We start from the raw sequence: 21,203 nt of genomic DNA, 5'->3' as shown, positions 1-21,203 counted from the left end.
TATATTTTTAAAAGAAGGTAAAATGGTCCCTACATCAAGGATACTTTGAAAAAGACTATGCAACTAAAGGCTGATTTCTATATTGGATAGGAGTCAGCTTTTTTAATTCCTATTGATATCTGAAATTATTATAGTAATGCATATATTTATTTATCATACTTTGCAACTATTCAAATGTATCACATCCTTTATAGTCAATTTCTTCTTTCATATGACCAAAGAAAGACTCCTGTGGAGCATTATATCAACAGATACCACGCATTGACATGGATTTGCTTAATTTATATTTTTTTAGAAGTTTTTGAAAACGATGACTAGTATAATGAACCTCTTAATCTGAGTGAACAAATGCTTCTGAATACAATGAATTACTATTGTTCTGCATTAATTTTTCAATTGTGTCCATAACAATATCTAATTTAAGATTTTTAGTAATAGTATATGCAAAGATTTCATTTGTAGAAGCCATCTTTAGTCGTCGACAAATAATCCATATGAGAAGTGCCGTATGGTATATAAGTAATATCAGTCAATAGCACTTTGCCTACAACATCTTGATTAAATTCTCTATTTAGCAGATTAGGAACTAATGTATGTTCTTTGTTCGCCTTCATAATCCTACGGTAAGGAGTTGCTTTTCTTATTGGATATTTGATATTATATTTTTGCATAATTCTTTGTATATACTTTCAGTTTATAGCCATATTAAATTCTTGTTCTAATACTATCTTAATAGAACGAGAACCTTTCTTATATCCTTTATGATTAAATGCTTTAAGAATTATATCTTTTAATTGTATAGCTCTTTGTTCATGGTTATTGCGTTGATTTTCTGAATTTAAATAATTATAATAACCAGATTTTGATACTTTAATTAATTTACATAAGTAAGATATCATATTTCTTAATTGCTACCTAGTTGTAGGATTATAAATAATCACAAAATTGAGTATGCTATTAACTTACCGTTTTCCACCTGCCTTTTTAAAGCTCGATTTTTTTGAACAGCTCTGCCTCAGCTTTCCAATATGCAATTTCTGCCTCATTTTTTCCTATTATTTCTTCTAAAGTCAGTTCATTAGTAGTTGACGCCCACTATTAAATTTTCTAGTATCCCTAAGCCCTAGTTCCTCTGCTTTATTATAAGCATTACTCCACCTTTTACTGTCACACCAAATTCTGTGATTACCAAGTATTTCCACGTAAAATCCTGCATCATGGAAAATATTAATTGGTAATTTTCCAACACTACGTTCAGCAATAAATAAAGTTTTAAATTCATCTGTGTATGTAAATCCTTTTTCACTAACTTTTTTACATACTTATTATTAGATAAATTTAGAATTTCTTCTTTCGAGAGTAAATTTTTACTCATGGTATTCACAACCTTTCTGTTTTTTATTGTGCACAAAAAAGAACCTATATGAATAGTCTTTTTAAAGTATCTATTTCATATGTTACATTTTAGAAAGTGGCTAAGGCTTTTTTATGTACAAATATCTTATCATAAGTAGAGCAAATTTATCTTAGATTCATTAAAATACATGATCTTTATTAAACCTGAATTATTCAAAGATATAAAAAGATAAATTTGATGAATAATTCGTGCTAAAATATAAGAGGGGAGTAGCTCTTAAGGAATAAGAAATAGATTTAAATATCAATAGATAATTGAAGATAGTAAAACATAATGATTTGGTATATCATGTTTAGAATGTTATATTTATATAATATTAAGTATCTGACTATTGAAAATTATAAATGATGAAAAAATAAGAGGTTCGAAAGTATGAAAAGAAAAAAGTTATTAGAGAATATTAATATACAAATAAAGAATGGAAATCATATTATTGGTGTAGCAACAGGTACAGGAATGACGGCAAAATATGCTGAAAAGGGTGGAGCTGATTTTATTTTAATGCTAAATTCGGGTAGATTTCGGCAAATGGGGAGAAGTTCATTGGCAGGTTATTTACCATTTTGCAATAGCAATGATATGGTAATGGACTTTGCTTCAAAAGAGATAATACCGTTGGTAAAAGATATGCCTATTATATTTGGACTCAATGCAACGGACCCTCTAAAGAATATGGAAAGTTACATAGATAAAATAAAGAATATGGGATTTTCAGGTATTAATAACTATCCTACAGTTGGACTTATAGACAGTCAGTTCGGTGAAGCTCTTGAAGAAGAAGGATGTAACTATTTAATTGAAGTAGAAGCAATAAGAATAGCCCATGAAAAAGACATGTTTACAGTTGCCTTTGTATTTAATGAAATACAGGCGGAGCAGATGATTATTGCAGGTGCTGATGTCATTTGCGTACATTTAGGTCTAACAGGAGGAGGATTGTTAGGAGCAAAAAAAGTCTTCTCACTGGAAGCTGCAAAGGTTAAAGCAGAGAAGATATTTAATAGATGTAATGAGTTAAAACCAGAGGTAATTAAATTAATATATGGTGGACCTGTAAAAACACCAATCGATATTCAGTACATGTATAGTAATATTGAAGATTTAATGGGATATATAGGTGGATCAACATTTGAAAGAATTCCATCGGAAAAGTCTATTACAAACATAACAAAAGCTTTTAAAGTTTCAACTCAGTTAGATGAAGATGATTTAATAATTAAAATGTTAGATGGAGTTAAAAAGCACTATAATTATGTTGAATTTGTAAAGGAGTACGTTGCCAAAAATTATATGAATGATGTTTCATTTCTAGACTTAGCCAAAGTAGCTCATGTATCAAGGGGTTACTTAAGCAGTTTATTTAAAAAAGAAGTTGGTTGTAGTTTTCCAGAGTATCTAGTTAAATTTCGTGTAAATAAAGCAGCAGAAATTATAAATAAAGAGAATATCCAATTGTCAGACTTAGCACCATTAGTTGGTTATAAAGATTATGTGCAGTTTAGCAAAATGTTTAAAAAGTATAAGGGTTGTTCGCCAAAACAATATAAATTTAGAAATATGACATAAACACAAAAATATAGTACATAGCAACGTTTACATAAAGAGATGAAAAACGTATGATTAACTTATAAATATCATACGTTTTATAAGACGATTATCTTAGTCATTTATCTAATATTGTACAGACTAGATAAAAGAAAATTTATGTAGGGAGATTAAAGAAATGAAGACAATCGCTATTGCAGGAACATTTGACACTAAAGGCACTGAATATTTATACGTAAAAGAACTAATTGAAGGTTTGGGTTTATGTACTTTTACCATTCATACCGGTGTATTTGAGCCAGCTTTTGAACCAGATGTATCAAACAATGAAGTTGCAAAGGCAGCAGGCTCAGACATAGAAACTCTAGTTTCCAAAAAAGATAGGGCATTAGCAACAGAAGTATTATCAAAAGGCATGGAGAAGTTATTACCTGAATTATATAAACAGGGTAAGTTTGATGGTATTATATCCTTTGGTGGAACTGGAGGAACTTCATTGGTAACTCCAGCTATGAGGGCACTGCCTATAGGTGTGCCAAAGGTTATGGTTTCAACGGTTGCTTCAGGCAATACTGAACCTTATGTAGGTACCAGCGATATTATTATGATGCCTTCTGTGGTGGATGTTGCAGGTCTTAACTCGATTTCAACAAAGATTTTTACAAATGCAGTATTTGCAATTGCAGGTATGCTTAAGTTTGAAAATACAAAAGTCGTGGAGAAAAAGCCATTAGTTGCTGCAACTATGTTCGGCGTAACAACTCCATGTATAACAGCTGCAAGGGAATACCTTGAAAAGAGAGGTTATGAAGTTCTTGTATTTCATGCAACAGGTGTAGGTGGACGTTCAATGGAAGCACTTATCCATGGAGGCTTTATTGAAGGTGTATTAGACCTTACTACCACAGAATGGGCAGATGAAGTTATCGGTGGTGGTTTAAATGCAGGACCTCATCGTTTAGAGGCAGCAGGTAAAAATCAAATACCACAGGTTGTATCAGTAGGTGCCATTGATATGTGTAATTTTGGACCATATGAAACAGTTCCGGAGAAGTTTATAACACGTAACTTATATAAACATAATCCTTCAGTAACGCTTATGAGAACAAACAAAGAGGAAAATGAAGCGATTGGTATGAGACTGGTTGAAAAAATAAATCTAGCTAAAGGAAAAACAGCTTTATTCATACCTCTAAAAGGAGTATCTGCTATTGATGTAGAAGGTCAGCCTTTTTACGGTCCAGAAGAGGATGAAGTATTATTTAATATATTAAAAAATGGTGTAAACAGAAATGTTGTAGAAGTAGTAGAAATTAATTGCGCTATTAACGAAGTAGAGTTTGCAGAAGCAGCAGCACAAAAATTAATAGATATGATGAAAAAATAGTGAATAATAAATTTAAATAATAGAAGGAGGCTTTATTGATGAATACAATGACAAGAAACGAAATTATGACAAAGTTCAAAGAACAGGTTAAAAATGGGCAAACATTATTAGGTGTAGGAGCTGGTACAGGTATTACGGCTAAATTCAGTGAAGCTGGTGGAGCAGATATGCTTATAGTTTATAATTCAGGCAGATACAGAATGGCAGGAAGAGGTTCTCTTGCAGGATTACTATCCTATGGAGATGCTAACCAGATTGTAGTTGAAATGGGAGCAGAAGTACTTCCAGTTGTAAAAAATACTCCAGTTCTTGCTGGTGTTTGTGGAACTGACCCATTCAGAGTAATGGATATTTTTCTTAAGCAATTAAAAGCACAAGGTTTTGCAGGGGTTCAAAACTTTCCTACAGTAGGATTAATTGATGGTGTATTTAGACAGAACCTAGAAGAGACTGGAATGGGTTATGATTTAGAAGTTGAAATGATAAGAAAAGCGCATGAACTGGATATGCTTACAACTCCTTATGTATTTGACCCTGACCAAGCAAGAGCAATGGCAGAAGCTGGTGCTGATATATTAGTTGCACACATGGGATTAACTACAAAAGGTACAATAGGAGCACAAACAGCACTTACACTTAATGACTGTGTAGAGAGAATTGAAGCTATTATTAAAGCTGGAAGAGAAGTTAATCCTGATGTTATGGTAATCTGTCATGGAGGACCTATTGCGGAGCCAGAAGATGCTGCATATGTAATAGAAAAAACAGAAGGAATTGACGGTTTCTTTGGTGCTTCAAGTATTGAAAGATTTGCAGCGGAAAAAGGAATAAAATCACAAACAGAAGCGTTTAAAGCAATAAGTAAATAATAAATATAACATCACATCCACCACCTGTAATGGCTTAAATAGTTATTTATAGGTGGTGGTACTTTTTGCTGAGAGATGTTAACTTCTATTTATATTAGTAAAATTATTTTAAAGTAAGTGTATAGTAAATTTGATCTACAAAATGTATTGTTTACCTCAAATAAGTATGCTAAAATGTTATATATTGGTAAAAATTAAAAATGTGGAGGTGTAGAGATGATGTATAAAATTTATAAAATTGACTCCAATAATTTGACAGCAGATGAAGTTGAAAACTTATATTTAATCAATAAGAATATAACAAAAAAATATAATTTTTTAGACCCATATAAAAGTAATGATGACTATAAAGCTCTATATTTATCGTCTTTTAATGGAAGTGATAATGAGCTATTTGTACTTGAAAAGAATTCTTTAATTTGTGGAATGATTAATTTTGGTAAGGCTGCTGACTGTAATGGAAATGAACAATATAAATTAAACATCACTTTATGCGATTTATCAATTGATGAACTTATGATTACGGCTATAAATCAATTGGTTCAAGAGAAACTAGCTCAACATGGTGAAATTGTAGTGGTTACATATAATTATGAATTAAATGAATTAATGAATCAATACAATAATAAGGTAAGCTTAAGGGCTAATTATTACACTTTAAAAAGAGAAGACATTGATATAGACATGCTTAATAAATTCATGAAAGAATTGGAAGCAAAAAATTCAGATCTTTCTATTAAATATACTGATATCATCTCAGAGAGCTATATCAAACAATATTGTGATTTGTTTACAGAAACTATGAAAGATATGCCGGATGTTATGGAAGAGGGGTATGTACAGTTTATTATAAATCCTGAAAAACAAAGGCAAATTAATGAGTCTAATAAGAAAAGAAATATAACTCATAATTGTTATATGATTTTTAACTCAAATAATGAAATGATTGCTAAATCAAATGTATCTGTCAATAATAACGACCCTGGTTTTCCTTACCAATTTATGATTGGAGTTAAAAGATCCTATAGGGGAAGGAATTTAGGAAAATGGCTTTATGCATCTATGTATAAGAGATTATTCGAGACTGTTAATTTTGACAGGGTGATTGTATGTCATCATCCTGCAAACAAACATGCAATTAATGTTAGTGAATGGGTTGGATATAAATTCAACTATTTAATGACAGCTCATATTTTATATAAATAACAAATATTTCACTATTATGATAGCCATCAGTTTACTAAACTGATGGCTACTATTCTTAAACCTATTGCCACAATCTCAAAGTACCTAGATTATTCATCCCAGAAATATTTTTCACGTGCATTTGTAACTTTTTATGGTATTTCACCCTATGAATATAGAAAAAAATAGTTGCCAATTTCAAAATAATAGTTGATATAATACATTAATAAAATCCTCCGAAGTAATGCTAAGAGTTTTTGTTTTGTGCTCAAATAGTTGATAGAGTCATCAAAAGTTAAAAATTTTATAAGTAAATAGGTATTTTACAATATGTAAATAAAATAAAAAGCTGAACAAATAGAAACAAAATACAATAAAGTTAAACAAAATACAACAAAATACTTTACAAGTGCAAAGAGAACTATTATAATTTAATCATAAACTAATTTTGAAAGGGTAGATTTTTATGGAAAATCAATTTTATACAATAGATAAAATCGCAGAAATATTAGGTATGCATCACAAAACTATAAGAAAATTTATAACAGAAGGGAAGCTTGGAGCAAATAAAGTTGGAAAGCAATGGAGAATTTCAGGTCATGATTTAAGTGTTTTTATGGAAAAAAATAATGTTAGTATTAATAATAAAAAGATTAGTGAAGAGTCAAATATTGATTTTGTTACTAATGGAGAAGTGAAAGATACTATAAAGCAAAAGGTAAATGTATCTACTGTTGTGGATATTAATGATGTAGATAAAGAAGAATATTTTAGAATATCAAATACTCTTATAGCACTAATGAATTGTAAAGATTCCGGAATGGAAAAATCAACAATTAATATGAAATATGATGAAAAAGTAAACAGACTAAGGGTTTTGTTATGGGGAAATGTAAGCTTTATTGAAGGTATGCTAAGTTCAATTTCTATGCTTGTGGAACAAACCAATTTATAAGGAGAGTGAATACTTTGAATTACAGAGTAGTAAACAAAAATAACAATAAATATATTGAATTTATTTCTGATTTGAGGAAACTTTCTTCAGAGCAAGATGTGCTAGATTACATATCTAAATGTATGGAAAATGACATTTATACAATAATACTGCATTCTAATGTATTATCTGAAGACTTCTTTAATCTTAAAACTGGACTCGCAGGCATGGCATTGCAAAAATTTATAAACTACAATGTAAAAGTCGCTGTTATTATTGAAGATGAAGAAAAGCTTAATGAGCGATTTAAAGAAATGATTATGGAAGCTAACAAAGGAAATCATTTCAGAACATTTAAGAATATTGCAGATGCTGAAATTTGGATTTCGAAATTATAATATAACGATGGCATGTATGTAAGTTATAACTCATATGGTTGTCATTACAAAGAGGTCTATTATGGAGAAATATTTTTCAATAGGAGAGATATCTAAACTATCTATTATGAAAATACACATTATTTTCAGACTGTAATAAGATGTAATCTTATTACAGTTTTTTGCTTTAAAAAATTATGGTAGTCTTTTCTCTAACTATTTAATGTGCCAATATTAATGCTTTATCACACTTTTTTCAAAAGTTTGTTGCGGTGGAGGAATTATTTGATATAATAAGTAGAATAATAGATTAGGAGTGGTTTTATGCAAGTGTATTTTGATAATAGTGCCACCACTGAGCCTTATGATGAGGTAATAGATGCTGTGGTACATACAATGAAAAATAATTTTGGAAATCCTTCATCCGCTCATGGTTTAGGCCTTAAGGCAGAAATAGCTCTTAATGAATCAAGAGATAAAATAGCTAAGACTATCAATTGTACCAAGGATGAAATAATATTTACTTCTGGTGGAAGTGAAAGCAATAATTTTTTAGTAAAAGGTTTTACTGGGGTAGGTGCGCACATAATAACTAGTGAAATTGAACATCCTAGCGTACTTAATACCTTCAGGGATTTGGAGGCAGCAGGGACTAAGGTTACTTATTTAAAGGTTGATAATAAGGGTCGTATATCTCTAGAAGAATTAAAAAACAGCATAAATAGTGACACTAGATTAGTGAGCATAATCCATGTTAATAATGAGCTGGGAGTTGTACAGGATATAGAAGCTATAGGGACATTAATAAAAGGAAAAAGTCCTAGAGTTAAGTTCCATGTAGATGCGGTCCAAAGCTATGGAAAGTTTAAAATAGATGTAAAAAGAGCTCAAATAGATTTGTTATCCGTCAGTGGACATAAAATTCATGGTCCTAGAGGAGTTGGTTTTTCTTACATAAAAAAAGGATTTAATCCTAAGGCTTTAATAAGCGGTGGTGGACAGGAGAGAAACTTTAGATCAGGCACAGAAAATTTACCAGGTATTATAGGCTTTGTAAAGGCTTCAGATATTATATATAATAATGTTCAACTTAATTATTCAAAGGTAAGTGAGCTTAAAGAATATTTTATAGAAAGACTTAGAGATATAAAAGATATAGTGATAAACAGTCCTTGTGAGGATTGCTTCAGTCCTTATATTTTAAGTGTTTCATTTAAAGGTATAAGAGGCGAAGTACTACTACATCTTTTAGAGGAAAAGGGAATATATGTATCTACTGGTTCTGCCTGTTCCGCAAAGAAACAAGGAGATAGCCATGTGCTTAAAGCTATAGGCCTTAATACTCAGGAAACAAAGGGAACCATAAGGTTTAGCTTTAATGAGTTTAATACAAAAGAAGAAGTAGATTACACTATAGAAGTACTAGAAAAAAGTTTGAAATTTTTAAGGAGAAAATAATATGAGAAAACTATTACTTATTAAATATGCATCGGAAATTTTTTTAAAGGGATTAAATAGAAGAATCTTTGAAAAAAAGCTCATGAAGAATATAGATTCAGTACTTAAGGGATGTAGCTATGAATTTATAAGCGATCAAGGAAGGTGGTTCCTCTATAGTGAAGATTTGGAGGAGGTAATGTCAAAAGTAAAAAGGGTTTTTGGCGTTTCTGAAGTTTGTTTAGTTACTGAAGTAGAACCTACCATGGAAGCTATCAGTGCTCAAGCGGTTGTGGAAGCTGGGGATTTTGGAGAAACTACCTTTAAGGTTGAAAGTAATCGAGCAAACAAAGCCTTCCCTCTAAATTCTATGGAGATGAGTCGTGAAATTGGCGCTGTAGTATTAAATGCTGTAGAAGGATTAAGGGTAGATGTTCATAAACCACAAAGAATAATAAATGTGGAAGTAAGAAAAAGGGCATATGTATATTCTAAAAGGGTAAAAGCTGTTGGAGGAATGCCTTACGGCACAAATGGTAGTACTATGCTTATGCTTTCTGGTGGTATAGATTCTCCTGTTGCTGGATATTTGATGGCAAGACGTGGGGTAGAATTAAACGCTATTTATTTCCACAGCCATCCTTACACTAGTGAAAGAGCTAAAGAAAAGGTAAAGGACTTGGCAAGATTACTAAAGGGCTACACTGGGAAAATCAATCTTTACGTGGCACCTTTCACTGATATTCAAATGGATATAATAGAAAAATGCCCTGAGAATGAGCTTACTATAATAATGAGAAAATTTATGATGAGAGTTGCCTGTGCTGTAGCGGAAAAATATAATATAAACTCTGTAACCACCGGGGAAAGTATAGGCCAGGTAGCAAGTCAAACTATGGAGGGACTAATGGTCAGCAATGACGTGGCAGATAGGCCAGTGTTTAGACCTCTTATCGCCATGGATAAAATAGATATCATGGATATATCTAGAGATATTGGAACCTATGAAACATCTATACTTCCTTATGAAGACTGCTGTACAATATTTGTACCAAAGCATCCAAAAATAAAACCTAGAGTGGACTTAATAAGAAATTCTGAAAGTATACTGGATATAGATAGACTTGTTCAAGAATGTATAGATAATATGGAGATATACAACGATCTTTAATAATTGATGCCTAAATAAATAAAAGGATGCAGTAATTCTAAACTGCATCTTTTTTTAGATGAAAATTTGGCTAAACATAGTCAAATGTTGTTATATAATTAGAAATATCAAAACACATATGGAATGCTGTTGCTGCAAGTTTAATAAAATATCTATTATATAGTAATATTTCTATCCCAATGTCTATGAGCTGAAATATCAGTTATGAATTTATTTGTAAACTTATCCTTAGAATCCCCAACTGTAACTCCAGGTTGATCTTTCATCTCTGGCTTTAATAGCATAGTCATTGATTGTGAAACTAAAATTGGCTTGAAATGCTTATAGGTTTCTTCGATAAACATCTTAGTGCGCATTTTGAAGTCAGGGTCAACATTGCCTGAGCCAAGAACGCAGATAGCATCAAACAGTACGGGGTCTGCAGATAGCAAGGAATGTTTAGGTAGCTGACTTGTGCCATCAGAACCCTTTATTGGGCTTAAGTTACAACCTATTATTTCTGGCATAGTTTTTGCTGCGTTTAAAGCTTTTATCATTGTGTTAAATTCATCTGAATTATATCCTTCTGATAATATTATTCCAACTTTTAATGTATCCGATTTTTTAATAGTATTTTCTTGACTCAGTGCTGGTGATACTTTGTTATATTTTGATGCTTCACCTTTAGGAAGGTTAGCTCCGAGATATTGTGCTACTTGAGTCATCATGTTAATATTTACATTACCAAACATATCAATTATTTGTTGCCTAATATCTTTATTGTTTACCTTAGAAAGTTCAAATTTAAATGCATCAATGATATGCTTTTTCTCCACATCACTCATGCTATTATAAAACATTGCTGCTTGAGAAAAATGATCTTCAAAACTTTTACTTCGTGAGCGAACTATATTTCCTTCTACCTTTTCTTGGTAATTAGCAAAACCACCTTGGTCTTCACCTAGGGTTTTAGGAGTGTTGTTAGATAATGAATTATTATGGTAGCTCACATTAGTAGTATTTATTGTCTGCCTTGAATGTCCATCTCTTTGATTATTATGGACGGTGACTACAGGTCTGTTTATAGGAATCTCATGGAAGTTAGGTCCACCTAGTCTTGTAAGTTGAGTATCTGTATATGAGAATAACCTACCTTGGAGTAGTGGATCATTTGTAAAATCAATTCCTGGAACTAAATGACCGGGGTGAAATGCCACTTGTTCAACTTCTGCAAAGAAATTATCTACATTTTTATTTAAGGTTATTTTCCCTATAATCTTTACTGGAATATCCTCTTCTGGCCAAATTTTTGTAGGATCCAGTATGTCAAAATCTAAACTGAATTCTTTATCTTCTGGCAATAATTGTACACCTACTTCATATTCCGGATAATTGCCTGTATTGATAGCTTCTTGCAAGTCCTTTCTATTGAAATCTGGATCCTTTCCAGCTATTTTTTGAGTTTCATCCCAAACTAAAGAATGGACTCCAAGGGCAGGTTTAAAATGCACTTTAAAGAAAGTAGATTTACCACTTTCATTAATAAATCTAAAGGTATGTATGCCAAAGCCTTCCATCATACGGTAACTTTTCGGAATTGCTCTATCGGACATAGCCCACATAACAGTATGAGCAGATTCCTGATTATTTGCAACAAAGTCCCAAAAGGTATCGTGAGCACTAGAGGCTTGAGGAACTTCCGTATCTGGCTCAGGTTTCACTGCATGAACAAAATCAGGGAATTTAATTGCATCTTGAATAAAGAAAACAGGAATATTATTTGCAACTATATCATAATTGCCTTCTTGAGTATAAAACTTTACTGCAAAACCTCTTATATCTCTAACTGTATCTGCAGAGCCTCTAAATCCAGCTACTGTAGAGAATCTTACAAATATAGGAGTTTTTATAGAAGGATCTTGTAAAAATCCTGCTTTAGTATATTCCTTCATTGATTCATATAATTGAAATTCTCCGTGTGCTCCAGTACCTCGTGCATGGACAACTCTTTCTGGAATCCTTTCATGGTCAAAATGAGTAATTTTTTCTCTGAAATGGAAATCTTCCATTAAAGTTGGCCCTCTATCCCCAGCCTTTAATGAAAACTCATCCTGTGACATTGTAAGACCTTGATTTGTAGTAAGATTTTTTCCTTGGTTATCCACTTTAAATTCATCTAGTTGTTTCTCTTTTGCATTTTTTATCTGGTTATTTTCATTGTTGTTTTGATTTCCCATGGTATTCTCCTTTCAAAGTATCAACTTTAAAGTTAAAAATGTTGTTTACTATAATATTGTCAACTAAAAAGTATTTATACTACTAAGTGATAACTAAGTTTTATTATATTGAATTTGTGCATTATGATATGTTTTTTAAACAGAGTTTTAATAAAAGGTTTTGATTACCTTATAAGTTAATTGTTGTGTAATAGCTGGTGTAAGAATGTTATAATATATTTAGTAAATATTTTTCATGCTGAAGGGCAGGGTGTCTATGGGAAATACTAAGGATTTTGATAAGGTTTATAAATATTATGATAAGTTTATGGCTACTTTTAACTTATATAAGATTAAAGATATAGAAGATGCAGCCGGTATTAATGAGGATGAAGTGGTTGTAGATATAGGGGGAGGCACTGGCTTTTTGGCTAATCATATTTGTAATAGCTGTAACACTGTATATGTCCTTGATGAAAGTGAGAAGATGCTTTCAAGAGTAGAGGAAAGAGGTAATGTTAAAGTTATAAAAGGTAATGCTTTAAGTACGCCATTTCACAGCGGTTCTATAGATACAGTTATAATGAGTGATGTTTTTCATCATATCAAAGAACAAGAGGAGCTCATTGCTGAAATAAGTAGGATACTAAAGGATAGTGGAAAAATAGTTATTATGGATTTCCATAAAAATCATATAAGAACCAGGTTGTTAAGATTATTTGAATTTATTCTCTTTGGAAGATTGTTTTTTAGAACTAAAGATGAAATTAAGGTTTTGCTTGAAGAACATTTTCATATAAGTAAAGTTTATGATAAGGGCTATTATTTTATATTTGTAGGTGAGAAAATATGATAAATAAAATGGTATTTTACTTAAAGGTTGGCTATAAACTCTTTAAAAAAGAAGTTGTAAGCAAAGAAGATTATAGAGCAGAGTATGATAAAGTTTCTGATACCTATAATCATTGGCTCGAAGAAATGGGAACACATTCTGATAATATTATTCATTCAAAGTATATAGATCCAAATAAGGAATTGAAAATACTAGATTTTGCTTGTGGAACAGGATATATAACTAAGGGTCTTTTAGATAAATCTGAAAAATATAAAATCACAGCTGTAGACCAATCAAGTAAAATGCTTGAGAAGTTAAACGCTGTTAATAAGGATAAGGTTACTATTATTAATAGTGATGGTATTGAATTTTTGAAAAAATCTAATGAAAAATTTGATGTGATATTTTTTGGTTGGGCACTTTCTTATTTCAATCATCATGAATTATTTAAGCTCTTTAATAATGCTTTAAAACCCCAGGGTATATTAGCTATAATTACAAATGTTCATGGAACTTTAGATAAGATAGAAGAAATATTTCTAGAAGTAATGAGAGAGAAGGAAAAGGAAGTAATTAAACCTATGGATATAAGATTAAATTTACCAAAGGGGAAGAAAGGCTTAGTTAAATGGTGCAGGCAGTACAATTTTAAGGTTTTAGAAGTAGATGAAGGTGAAGTGTTTTTTAGATTTAAGGAGCCAGAGGAACTTATGGAGTGGTTAAATATAACTGGTGCATTGGCAGGCACTAAGAAGATCTTTAATGATTATAATGAAGTTGAACCTCTTATAGTGGAAAAAATAAAGAAAGAGAAATATAAAAATGAAGATTATGAAATAAATCATAAATTTGCCTATGGGGTATTTAGAAAGGAATAGAAATGGATGAGCATAAATAATTTAAAAATCATGTCTCAAATGGCTATTGATAAAAATGTTATAAGGAATATATTTGACATTTACAATATTCTAAGGGAAGATAAGCAGTTTAATCTATTAAAATATATAAAAATGATGAGAAGTTTTATAAAGGGTGAAAAACTAGTGAAGCATGAGGACAAGTATATACTGAGTACATTTTTACCACCCTTTCCATCTAAGTCCTTTGTACAAAATGTACTAGCAGTTGATGGGTCTAAAAACATATTTACAAAGCAAATCTATGCAGAGAGAACTGCACCTATTTCTATGTATTTATGTATAACACATAAATGTCCTAATAATTGTGTTTATTGTAGTGCAAAAAGTAGACAATTAGGAGAAGAGTTAACAAAGGAACAATGGATTAAGGTTATACAGGAGCTTCAAGAAATGTGCACTCCTATTATTGGAATTACAGGAGGAGAGCCCATGGCACGTGAAGATATATTTGATATAGTAAGAAGTATAGATAATAGAAGTACATCTATTTTATTTACCAGTGGTTTTAATCTAAGCTATGAAAAAGCAAAAAAGTTAAAGGATAGTGGTCTATTTGGCATTGGAATAAGTTTAGATTCTTATGAAAAAGATGTACACAATAAAAATAGAAATAATGAAAATGCCTTTGATTATGCTATTGAAGCTCTTAGAAATGCAAATAAAGCAGGGTTATATGTAATGGCACAAACCGTTATATTGAAAGAAAATCTTGATGAGGAAGAGTTATTTAAGTTATTTAAATTTGCTAAGGATAATGGGGCCCATGAAGTTAAGATACTTGAACCTATCCTAAGTGGCAATCTTTTAACAGAAAAACAATTAAGTAGTGTAATGTATAGTGAAAGTGATAGAGAAAAGCTTATAAAATTGCAACATAAGGCAAATAAAAGAAGTGATTTACCTAAGATAAGTACCTTTGCTTATACAGAAAGTGAATTAAAATTTGGTTGTGGAGCAGGAAATCAACATTCCTATATAAGTGCTTCGGGAGAATTATATCCCTGTGATTTTGTACCTATGAACTTTGGAAATGTAAAAAAAGAATCTGTAAAAAAACTATGGATTGAAATGAAAAATCATATAGGCAAGCCTAAAATTGGATGCTTTGCTCAAAAAGTAAATAGGGAAGTATTTAAGCAATCAGAAGGGATACTTCCACTTAATAAGGAAAAGGCAATAAATATCTGTAATAAGAATAAAAGTAATAGATATCCTAAATATTATAGGAATTTACAATAAGGAAATTAAAGGGGCTTTTGAAAAGCTCCTTTAACATGTTTTATAAATATTTTGAAGGATTATCTAAAATCTCTTGAATTACACTAAAATATTGTCCTACATGTAAGCCATCAACTAAGGCGTGGTGTACCTGAACAGACAGTGGCAACTTAACTTTACCATTTTCTTCAAAGTATTTACCCCAGGCTATTCTTGGAATACTGTCAACAGGATTCATCTGAATTGGGTGGGCTACACCAGTAAATGAAACCCAAGGAATACTGGTCATATATAAGAGATCATCACAATCAGATTCATCTTTAATAATGATATTATTTTTTATTTTATCTATTTCTTCAGATGCACTAATTTTAAAATCATTGAACTCATTTATGAATTTTGCTCTACAAAAACTAAATACTTCATCTTGTACCATTACAGTAAAAGCAGGGTTTATATATTCATGCTCAACTACCTTATCTTCTCTTATCCTATATCTAAATTCTTTTATATCATTGGCTGCTTTTGTAGCTACATATACAAAGGATATAAAAAATGGGATTTCATTTTCTTTAATATAACTATAAAATTTTGTAATATCTACATTACCGCAAATATTAAAATGTGGGTAATTAAAGCTCTTAAAAAAATTATAGTGGTCTTTTCTTTTCCAGTTTTCTATATCTATAAATTTCATTAATATATCACTCTCCATAAAAATAGTAAATTCCCTGATAAAATACCGCAATTTCCATTTTGTAAAATTAGCATTATGAACACTTAAAAATCTCATAGTTAACTTTTAAACTAAATTACAATGCATAACATTACAATTATATCATTTATACCACTAAGTTTAAATTGAGAAGTTAGACTTAAATATAATTCATAAATAAAAAAGATTCTATATTAAATATAGAATCTTTTATGGTTGCGGGAGCAGGACTTGAACCTACGACCTTCGGGTTATGAGCCCGACGAGCTGCCAACTGCTCCATCCCGCGATATTAAGTTCTTAAGAGATTTCCTTAAGCTTCTTATTCAGTATAGTATTAATAGTGAGATAAGTCAATGGTATTAGCAAAATAAATATTATATTTTTACGTGTATAATTTAATGAAGATATTTCATTAAGATTTATACATCTAAATAGCCATATTTAAAGGGGAGAAGGGCATGTTAGATTCATTAATAAAATCATCATTTATATTAGTACCATTGATGTTAAGTATGATAGTTTACCATAACTTTGATAAGGAATATGCCATAACTGATAAAATTAGTGCAAAAATAAAAATGGACAAGAAATGGCAACCTTTTTTAGTAGTATGTTCTGCTTTTGTATTGCAGATAATTATTGGAATTATAGGTATATATTGATAGATATTCCTACTAATGTATTCTTCATATTTAGTGGTTTGATAACGGGGATAGCAACAGGGTTTTCAAATAAACTTCAAAATCAAATTAAAGACAAAGAAATATAAAATAATTTAAATTTATATAAGTGTACCATATGAAGTGTTAAGAGATACATTGAGTAACTTCAATGAGCTACTATTAGTATATAGCTTGTTGGAAAAATTAAATTAATATGGATGTTAATAGATATAAGTCAGTTAAAACGTGCTATAATAGGGAGGTTTTTAAATAAAAAGAGGCTTAAACGTATCTATAATATTAATGGATATGCTTAGTCCTCTAGGAATTATTTATATAAAAAAACTTTTAGGTTATCTTTATTGTCTAAGGTGGCAAGTAGAACGTTTTTTATATCAGTTTGATATAACTTTTTTAATTTGGAAACAACCCAACCTTCATCTTTATTAGTTTGCTTTAGCTCCTCGTAATTAATTCTACCATCCTTAATGATTGTCCTAGGCAAATCAAAGGCTTCTGTTTCCATTTGATAGAATGAAGGAGTAATAGGTTCATATTTTGGGTCTAAAAAAACAGAAAATTTTCCATCAGCTTCCCAAATCGCTAATGCTACTTTTTTTATATCTTCTACTTTTTCTTCACGTAATTCTTCTAATAACACATCAAGAGATATTCTTGCTTTTTTTAATCCTTTATAAATAATTTCTCCGTCTTTGATAATTGTGATTGGTTTATGATTAATAAGTATTTTTATAAATGGAAATTTTAGAACACAAAATACTCCAGCAATATATAGGACAACTAATACAATTGTTGAAATGACAGATCCCTTTAACCCAAGGTTTTCATCAGATAATGGATGAGCAATAATATTTCCAATTACTAAAGCAATGACAAAATCAAGGAGTCTTAATTGGGAGATGCTACGTTGTCCTAAGACTTTTGCAACAATAACTAAAAAGAAAAAAGCAATAATAGCACGCAAAGCCCACTCCATGATAGTAAGTGTTTCCTGACCTTGTAAAAAATCCATAATGATATCTCCTTTATACTAAAAATCTAATATGTAGTTTATCGTTGATGTTATTTTAACCAATAATTAATGAAAAAATTAGAATGAAAGTTTTTAATAATAAACTAAACTATTTTTAGATAAAAAAGGATAAAACTACTTACACATAGATATCACTAGGGTAGGATATATGTTATAATTAGGTAAAATAAAATTTTTGTAATATATACAAGGAAATGGAATTATGAAATTCAGAATTGTTTCATTTAAGATTACTTTATAAAATAGGGGGTATAAAATGAATTTAAATGAAATAAAATTAGAACTAGTAAACATAGAATCAAAGGAAAAACTGGAGAATTTGATGAGTATATATTTACATGATTTATCAGAGTTTGCAGATGATTCAAAAATTAATGAAGATGGAAAATTTGAATATGATGGTTTAGAAATGTATTTTAAATCAGAGGATTTAACTCCTTATTTTATAACATATCAAGGGGAAGTGGCAGGTTTTGTTCTTTTTAATACTGGGAAATATGTTCCAAAAGATATTGATTATGTTGTTCATGAGCTATTTCTATTAAAGAGTTTTAGAAAGAAAGAAGTAGGTAATGCTGCAATTAGAATTTTGTTAGATACAAGGGTAAATATAAAATTGAGCAAATATCAAGTAATAAGCCTGCGGTGAATTTTTGGAGAAAATTTTATGAAAAATAAGGCATTAAATATATAGAATCAAAAGAAAGAAACTATGATTTAGAATGTAGCGTTCAGATATTTAATATATAACTAAAAAGGAGATACCATCTTTAAGGGGGTATCTCTTTTAAGTTTATCTAAAGTTACAATGGCATTAGAGTTTTATCTTTTATAATAACTAATTTATTAATTCGTATTGTAATTAAAAACATAAAATGTAAATTTATGTTAGTTATGTTTAACTATACTATGTAATATATATAAGTATAGGATTATTTGTTACAATATTTAAAAGAGGAGATGTATAATATGAATATTCCTGTTTGGGAATATGTACTTTCCATGGGAACTTATTTTATTTTACTTTTATTCATGATTGAATATATGAGGAAACATCACAAATTTGCAGCTATCTTCTGGGTTGTATCTTTATTTACTTTTCCACTTTGGCTTATGGGAGGCATAAATGGTTGGTTTCGTTGGGCAAAAACATTCAGTGCTATATTGCCACTTATAATAGGTGGATTTTTCCGTGTAGCTGATCAGGAACAATATAAAGGAAAGTTCTGGGACTTTATGAGAAAGGATTGGATCGTTTGGTTCATTTATGCGGTACTATTCTTAAATATTGCAGAAGCTACTATAAAAGATGTTACTTTAAAAAACTATGGCAATGCGCTTTGTGGATTATTATTATGTTTTACTATTCCATTCCCAAATGGACGAAAATTCTTTAAATTAAGTGCTGAAGATAATAGTATGTTTATAGCTTATACAACTATAGCTTGGAATTTATTATATACAACTTGGAATTTATGCTTTGTTTATGGTGAAACTGGTAAATACTTTGCTAGCTCTATATGCATATTATTGGCGGCAGAAATATATCCAATTATTAAAAGAAAACCTGAACTTTATATAGCAGCTCGTATATATACCTTATCTGCTCACGTATTAATTAGAGCTTGTTTACCTAACTTATTCCCAGCTGTAATGGATGCATCATCATGGTTTAATGCAGATATATTATATGGATGGGGAATATTTAACGGTCTAATAATAATTCCTTATGCTTTCTGGTATATATGGCAACTACATTCAGGTAAGGCTGAAGTAAGCTTCATTAGAAGTAATACTTCAGCAATGTAGGTAAGTAAATCTATATTTATCCTTAGATACCTTAAACTAAATGATCTAAGCCATTAACTGCAGTTTGCTCATTCTCATTAATAGGAATAACTATGCATTTTTGACCATCAATTATTTGAGATTTTATTTGAGGTATCTTTTCAGGTTTTACTTGAAGTATAACGTCATAGTCAGGAGCATTCTTATTATCTTCTGAATTTATATCCAAATCTTTCTCTAAATTAGTTTCTAAAGTTTCTTCTAAAATTATATTATCTTCACTAACTTCTGTAGATGAGGGAGTTTCACTATCTACAGAAGTTTCTTGTTTAACTTCATCCAGTTTAGTTTGAAGTATTTCTACTTGTTTTTGAAGGTGTTCTTCCTTCTTTCTTTGGGCATTTACCTTAAGTGCCTTTGAATCAATTAAATTTTCTGCTAAAGGAAGATCATCACCAAAGTTTTCTACATAGGATTCTTCAATCTTAGAAGTGATTTCTTCAGGAACCCCACTTTCTATTAAAAGGTTTTGTATATCCTTCTTTGTTAAGCTTATAGGTTCACAATCTGCATCATCATATATAGCATTGTATTCCTCTACCATAGCACTTAGATTTTCTTGTACTTCCATAAAAATTTTATCAGCCTTCTTTTCTTCAGTACTAAAAGAATCTTTAATAATTGACTCAAATGTTTCTTTTTGCAAGGTAGCAGTTTGTTTTGAATAACAACCCAAAGCATTTTCCATTAATTCAGGATGGGTATCCTTTGCATTTTTCGTGTAATACATAATAGAGTTGACATCTGAACTACGCTCAATAAAAGCAGGAAACACAAAGCCATTAGTTGGAGCATCAACTACCCAATCTCTAATACGTGCTTTTATTTTATTTTCTTCTTCAAAGTATCTAAGACCAGGCTCAGAAAGTGAAACAGGGCATATTGCACATAACACATATTCATATACTTCTTCAGATTCATCTAACTTTGCATTATCAGTGGTTTTAGTAATAACGTCATAAGCATCATGAAAAACAAGTATTATAAAATTACCGGTAAAATCATAATTATCAATAATTAAATTATAAAAGTTATCAAGGAGGGCATCATCTTTTAATTGACTTTTTTTAAGTTGCATAAGAGAAATTTGTCTTTCATTCACATAGTCTTCATTAATTGGAAAGTTAAGTTCTAAAATATTATTTCCAATAGTACCAGACAGTACTTTTTTAGCGATTTCTAAGTACTTAAAGTATTCATCTCCATCTAAATTTAGAAATGATTCTTTAAATTTTAAAATGATATTTTTTTCTCCATTAACATAGCAACCACACAACTTAGTGAAGGTGCAATGATCTTTTTTTAAACGTCTTTTTAACTCAAGTATATCTTTTTTTCTCATATATAAACTCCTCAATCTAGTATTTTTCTATTTGTAGGTATTATTAACTATACAGAAAGGCATCACTATATTCATTCCAATAAACAGAG

At 30.3% G+C, this 21,203-nt stretch carries 19 protein-coding genes, 1 tRNA gene and 1 pseudogene; 15 read left to right on the top strand and 6 right to left on the bottom strand.

Annotation, left to right across the window (positions count from 1 at the left end):
• Positions 1-109: 109 nt before the first annotated feature.
• Positions 110-1,375 (bottom strand): annotated as a pseudogene (locus tag B2P65_RS08105) (IS3 family transposase).
• 414 nt (positions 1,376-1,789) lie between these two features.
• On the opposite strand from B2P65_RS08105, the gene B2P65_RS08100 reads away from it, so the two are divergent.
• The 9 genes from B2P65_RS08100 to thiI all read left to right on the top strand — a co-directional run bounded on the left by B2P65_RS08100 (position 1,790) and on the right by thiI (position 10,322).
• Entirely contained in the window at positions 1,790-2,983 is a 1,194-nt protein-coding gene (locus tag B2P65_RS08100) for a phosphoenolpyruvate hydrolase family protein (RefSeq protein WP_346879963.1), read from the top strand.
• Between the two features lie 157 nt (positions 2,984-3,140).
• Positions 3,141-4,349 carry a Tm-1-like ATP-binding domain-containing protein gene (locus B2P65_RS08095; protein WP_346879962.1) on the top strand — a complete coding sequence of 403 codons (1,209 nt, stop codon included), beginning with the start codon at positions 3,141-3,143 and terminating at the stop codon, positions 4,347-4,349.
• A 38-nt stretch (positions 4,350-4,387) separates the two neighbouring features.
• Entirely contained in the window at positions 4,388-5,218 is an 831-nt protein-coding gene (locus tag B2P65_RS08090) for a phosphoenolpyruvate hydrolase family protein (RefSeq protein ID WP_346879961.1), read from the top strand.
• A gap of 216 nt (positions 5,219-5,434) precedes the next feature.
• Positions 5,435-6,424, top strand: coding sequence for a GNAT family N-acetyltransferase (locus B2P65_RS08085; RefSeq protein ID WP_346879960.1), 990 nt, complete (start codon positions 5,435-5,437; stop codon positions 6,422-6,424).
• A 42-nt stretch (positions 6,425-6,466) separates the two neighbouring features.
• Positions 6,467-6,592, top strand: coding sequence for a hypothetical protein (locus B2P65_RS18065; protein WP_414632272.1), 126 nt, complete (start codon positions 6,467-6,469; stop codon positions 6,590-6,592).
• A gap of 277 nt (positions 6,593-6,869) precedes the next feature.
• Complete coding sequence (locus B2P65_RS08080; RefSeq protein WP_346846678.1) at positions 6,870-7,358, top strand: helix-turn-helix domain-containing protein; 489 nt, start codon at positions 6,870-6,872, stop codon at positions 7,356-7,358.
• Between the two features lie 14 nt (positions 7,359-7,372).
• Positions 7,373-7,735, top strand: coding sequence for a DUF4180 domain-containing protein (locus B2P65_RS08075; RefSeq protein ID WP_346876875.1), 363 nt, complete (start codon positions 7,373-7,375; stop codon positions 7,733-7,735).
• A 303-nt stretch (positions 7,736-8,038) separates the two neighbouring features.
• Positions 8,039-9,172, top strand: a complete 1,134-nt coding sequence (locus B2P65_RS08070; protein ID WP_346879959.1) for a cysteine desulfurase family protein — start codon at positions 8,039-8,041, stop codon at positions 9,170-9,172.
• Between the two features lies 1 nt (position 9,173).
• Entirely contained in the window at positions 9,174-10,322 is a 1,149-nt protein-coding gene (gene thiI, locus B2P65_RS08065; protein WP_346879958.1) for a tRNA uracil 4-sulfurtransferase ThiI, read from the top strand.
• Positions 10,323-10,477: 155 nt separating this feature from the next.
• Here the strand turns inward: thiI and B2P65_RS08060 are convergent, their stop codons facing one another.
• Positions 10,478-12,538 (bottom strand): catalase, encoded by a 2,061-nt coding sequence (locus B2P65_RS08060; protein ID WP_346846682.1) that lies wholly within the window; start codon positions 12,536-12,538, stop codon positions 10,478-10,480.
• 256 nt (positions 12,539-12,794) lie between these two features.
• Between B2P65_RS08060 and B2P65_RS08055 the strand changes: the two genes are divergently transcribed.
• Genes B2P65_RS08055 through B2P65_RS08045 form a run of 3 tightly spaced genes read left to right on the top strand, consistent with a single transcriptional unit; the run spans position 12,795 to position 15,511 of the window.
• Positions 12,795-13,370 carry a class I SAM-dependent methyltransferase gene (locus B2P65_RS08055; RefSeq protein ID WP_346846683.1) on the top strand — a complete coding sequence of 192 codons (576 nt, stop codon included), beginning with the start codon at positions 12,795-12,797 and terminating at the stop codon, positions 13,368-13,370.
• Complete coding sequence (locus tag B2P65_RS08050) at positions 13,367-14,230, top strand: methyltransferase domain-containing protein (protein WP_346846684.1); 864 nt, start codon at positions 13,367-13,369, stop codon at positions 14,228-14,230. The genes B2P65_RS08055 and B2P65_RS08050 overlap by 4 nt, the downstream gene beginning before the upstream one ends.
• A gap of 6 nt (positions 14,231-14,236) precedes the next feature.
• Complete coding sequence (locus tag B2P65_RS08045; protein ID WP_346879957.1) at positions 14,237-15,511, top strand: radical SAM protein; 1,275 nt, start codon at positions 14,237-14,239, stop codon at positions 15,509-15,511.
• A 40-nt stretch (positions 15,512-15,551) separates the two neighbouring features.
• Here the strand turns inward: B2P65_RS08045 and B2P65_RS08040 are convergent, their stop codons facing one another.
• The gene (locus B2P65_RS08040) at positions 15,552-16,187 is read right to left on the bottom strand and encodes a chloramphenicol acetyltransferase (protein WP_346846906.1); all 636 of its coding nucleotides are present in this window, start codon (positions 16,185-16,187) and stop codon (positions 15,552-15,554) included.
• A gap of 231 nt (positions 16,188-16,418) precedes the next feature.
• A tRNA-Met gene (locus B2P65_RS08035) sits at positions 16,419-16,494 on the bottom strand.
• Between the two features lie 172 nt (positions 16,495-16,666).
• Here B2P65_RS08035 and B2P65_RS08030 point away from each other — a divergent pair.
• The gene (locus B2P65_RS08030; RefSeq protein ID WP_346876871.1) at positions 16,667-16,870 is read left to right on the top strand and encodes a hypothetical protein; all 204 of its coding nucleotides are present in this window, start codon (positions 16,667-16,669) and stop codon (positions 16,868-16,870) included.
• Between the two features lie 328 nt (positions 16,871-17,198).
• Here the strand turns inward: B2P65_RS08030 and B2P65_RS08025 are convergent, their stop codons facing one another.
• Entirely contained in the window at positions 17,199-17,903 is a 705-nt protein-coding gene (locus tag B2P65_RS08025) for a DUF421 domain-containing protein (protein WP_346846687.1), read from the bottom strand.
• A 277-nt stretch (positions 17,904-18,180) separates the two neighbouring features.
• Between B2P65_RS08025 and B2P65_RS08020 the strand changes: the two genes are divergently transcribed.
• Both B2P65_RS08020 and B2P65_RS08015 read left to right on the top strand, forming a co-directional pair.
• Positions 18,181-18,573, top strand: coding sequence for a hypothetical protein (locus B2P65_RS08020; RefSeq protein WP_346846688.1), 393 nt, complete (start codon positions 18,181-18,183; stop codon positions 18,571-18,573).
• A gap of 320 nt (positions 18,574-18,893) precedes the next feature.
• Positions 18,894-19,733, top strand: a complete 840-nt coding sequence (locus B2P65_RS08015) for a hypothetical protein (RefSeq protein WP_346846689.1) — start codon at positions 18,894-18,896, stop codon at positions 19,731-19,733.
• 31 nt (positions 19,734-19,764) lie between these two features.
• On the opposite strand, the gene B2P65_RS08010 is transcribed toward B2P65_RS08015, so the two are convergent.
• Positions 19,765-21,114, bottom strand: a complete 1,350-nt coding sequence (locus B2P65_RS08010) for a DUF4317 domain-containing protein (protein ID WP_346879956.1) — start codon at positions 21,112-21,114, stop codon at positions 19,765-19,767.
• Positions 21,115-21,203: the final 89 nt, after the last annotated feature.

It is taken from the genome of Clostridium sp. UBA3061 (genome assembly GCF_002367465.1).
Lineage (GTDB): Bacteria > Bacillota > Clostridia > Clostridiales > Clostridiaceae > Clostridium_J > Clostridium_J sulfidigenes.
Note: the sequence above shows the minus strand (reverse complement) of the source record. Positions and strands in the feature narration are given on the sequence as shown.

Excerpts from the sequence above, each read along its gene's own strand:
- B2P65_RS08090 (WP_346879961.1), top strand. The coding sequence starts at position 4,388 with ATGAATACAATGACAAGAAACGAAATTATGACAAAGTTCAAAGAACAG.
- B2P65_RS08025 (WP_346846687.1), bottom strand. The coding sequence starts at position 17,903 with ATGGATTTTTTACAAGGTCAGGAAACACTTACTATCATGGAGTGGGCT.
- B2P65_RS08060 (WP_346846682.1), bottom strand. The coding sequence starts at position 12,538 with ATGGGAAATCAAAACAACAATGAAAATAACCAGATAAAAAATGCAAAA.
- B2P65_RS08050 (WP_346846684.1), top strand. The coding sequence starts at position 13,367 with ATGATAAATAAAATGGTATTTTACTTAAAGGTTGGCTATAAACTCTTT.
- B2P65_RS18065 (WP_414632272.1), top strand. The coding sequence starts at position 6,467 with ATGGCTACTATTCTTAAACCTATTGCCACAATCTCAAAGTACCTAGAT.
- B2P65_RS08040 (WP_346846906.1), bottom strand. The coding sequence starts at position 16,187 with ATGAAATTTATAGATATAGAAAACTGGAAAAGAAAAGACCACTATAAT.
- B2P65_RS08030 (WP_346876871.1), top strand. The coding sequence starts at position 16,667 with ATGTTAGATTCATTAATAAAATCATCATTTATATTAGTACCATTGATG.
- B2P65_RS08055 (WP_346846683.1), top strand. The coding sequence starts at position 12,795 with ATGGGAAATACTAAGGATTTTGATAAGGTTTATAAATATTATGATAAG.
- B2P65_RS08080 (WP_346846678.1), top strand. The coding sequence starts at position 6,870 with ATGGAAAATCAATTTTATACAATAGATAAAATCGCAGAAATATTAGGT.
- B2P65_RS08070 (WP_346879959.1), top strand. The coding sequence starts at position 8,039 with ATGCAAGTGTATTTTGATAATAGTGCCACCACTGAGCCTTATGATGAG.
- B2P65_RS08010 (WP_346879956.1), bottom strand. The coding sequence starts at position 21,114 with ATGAGAAAAAAAGATATACTTGAGTTAAAAAGACGTTTAAAAAAAGAT.
- B2P65_RS08095 (WP_346879962.1), top strand. The coding sequence starts at position 3,141 with ATGAAGACAATCGCTATTGCAGGAACATTTGACACTAAAGGCACTGAA.
- B2P65_RS08045 (WP_346879957.1), top strand. The coding sequence starts at position 14,237 with ATGAGCATAAATAATTTAAAAATCATGTCTCAAATGGCTATTGATAAA.
- B2P65_RS08100 (WP_346879963.1), top strand. The coding sequence starts at position 1,790 with ATGAAAAGAAAAAAGTTATTAGAGAATATTAATATACAAATAAAGAAT.
- B2P65_RS08020 (WP_346846688.1), top strand. The coding sequence starts at position 18,181 with ATGAATTTAAATGAAATAAAATTAGAACTAGTAAACATAGAATCAAAG.
- B2P65_RS08015 (WP_346846689.1), top strand. The coding sequence starts at position 18,894 with ATGAATATTCCTGTTTGGGAATATGTACTTTCCATGGGAACTTATTTT.
- thiI (WP_346879958.1), top strand. The coding sequence starts at position 9,174 with ATGAGAAAACTATTACTTATTAAATATGCATCGGAAATTTTTTTAAAG.
- B2P65_RS08085 (WP_346879960.1), top strand. The coding sequence starts at position 5,435 with ATGATGTATAAAATTTATAAAATTGACTCCAATAATTTGACAGCAGAT.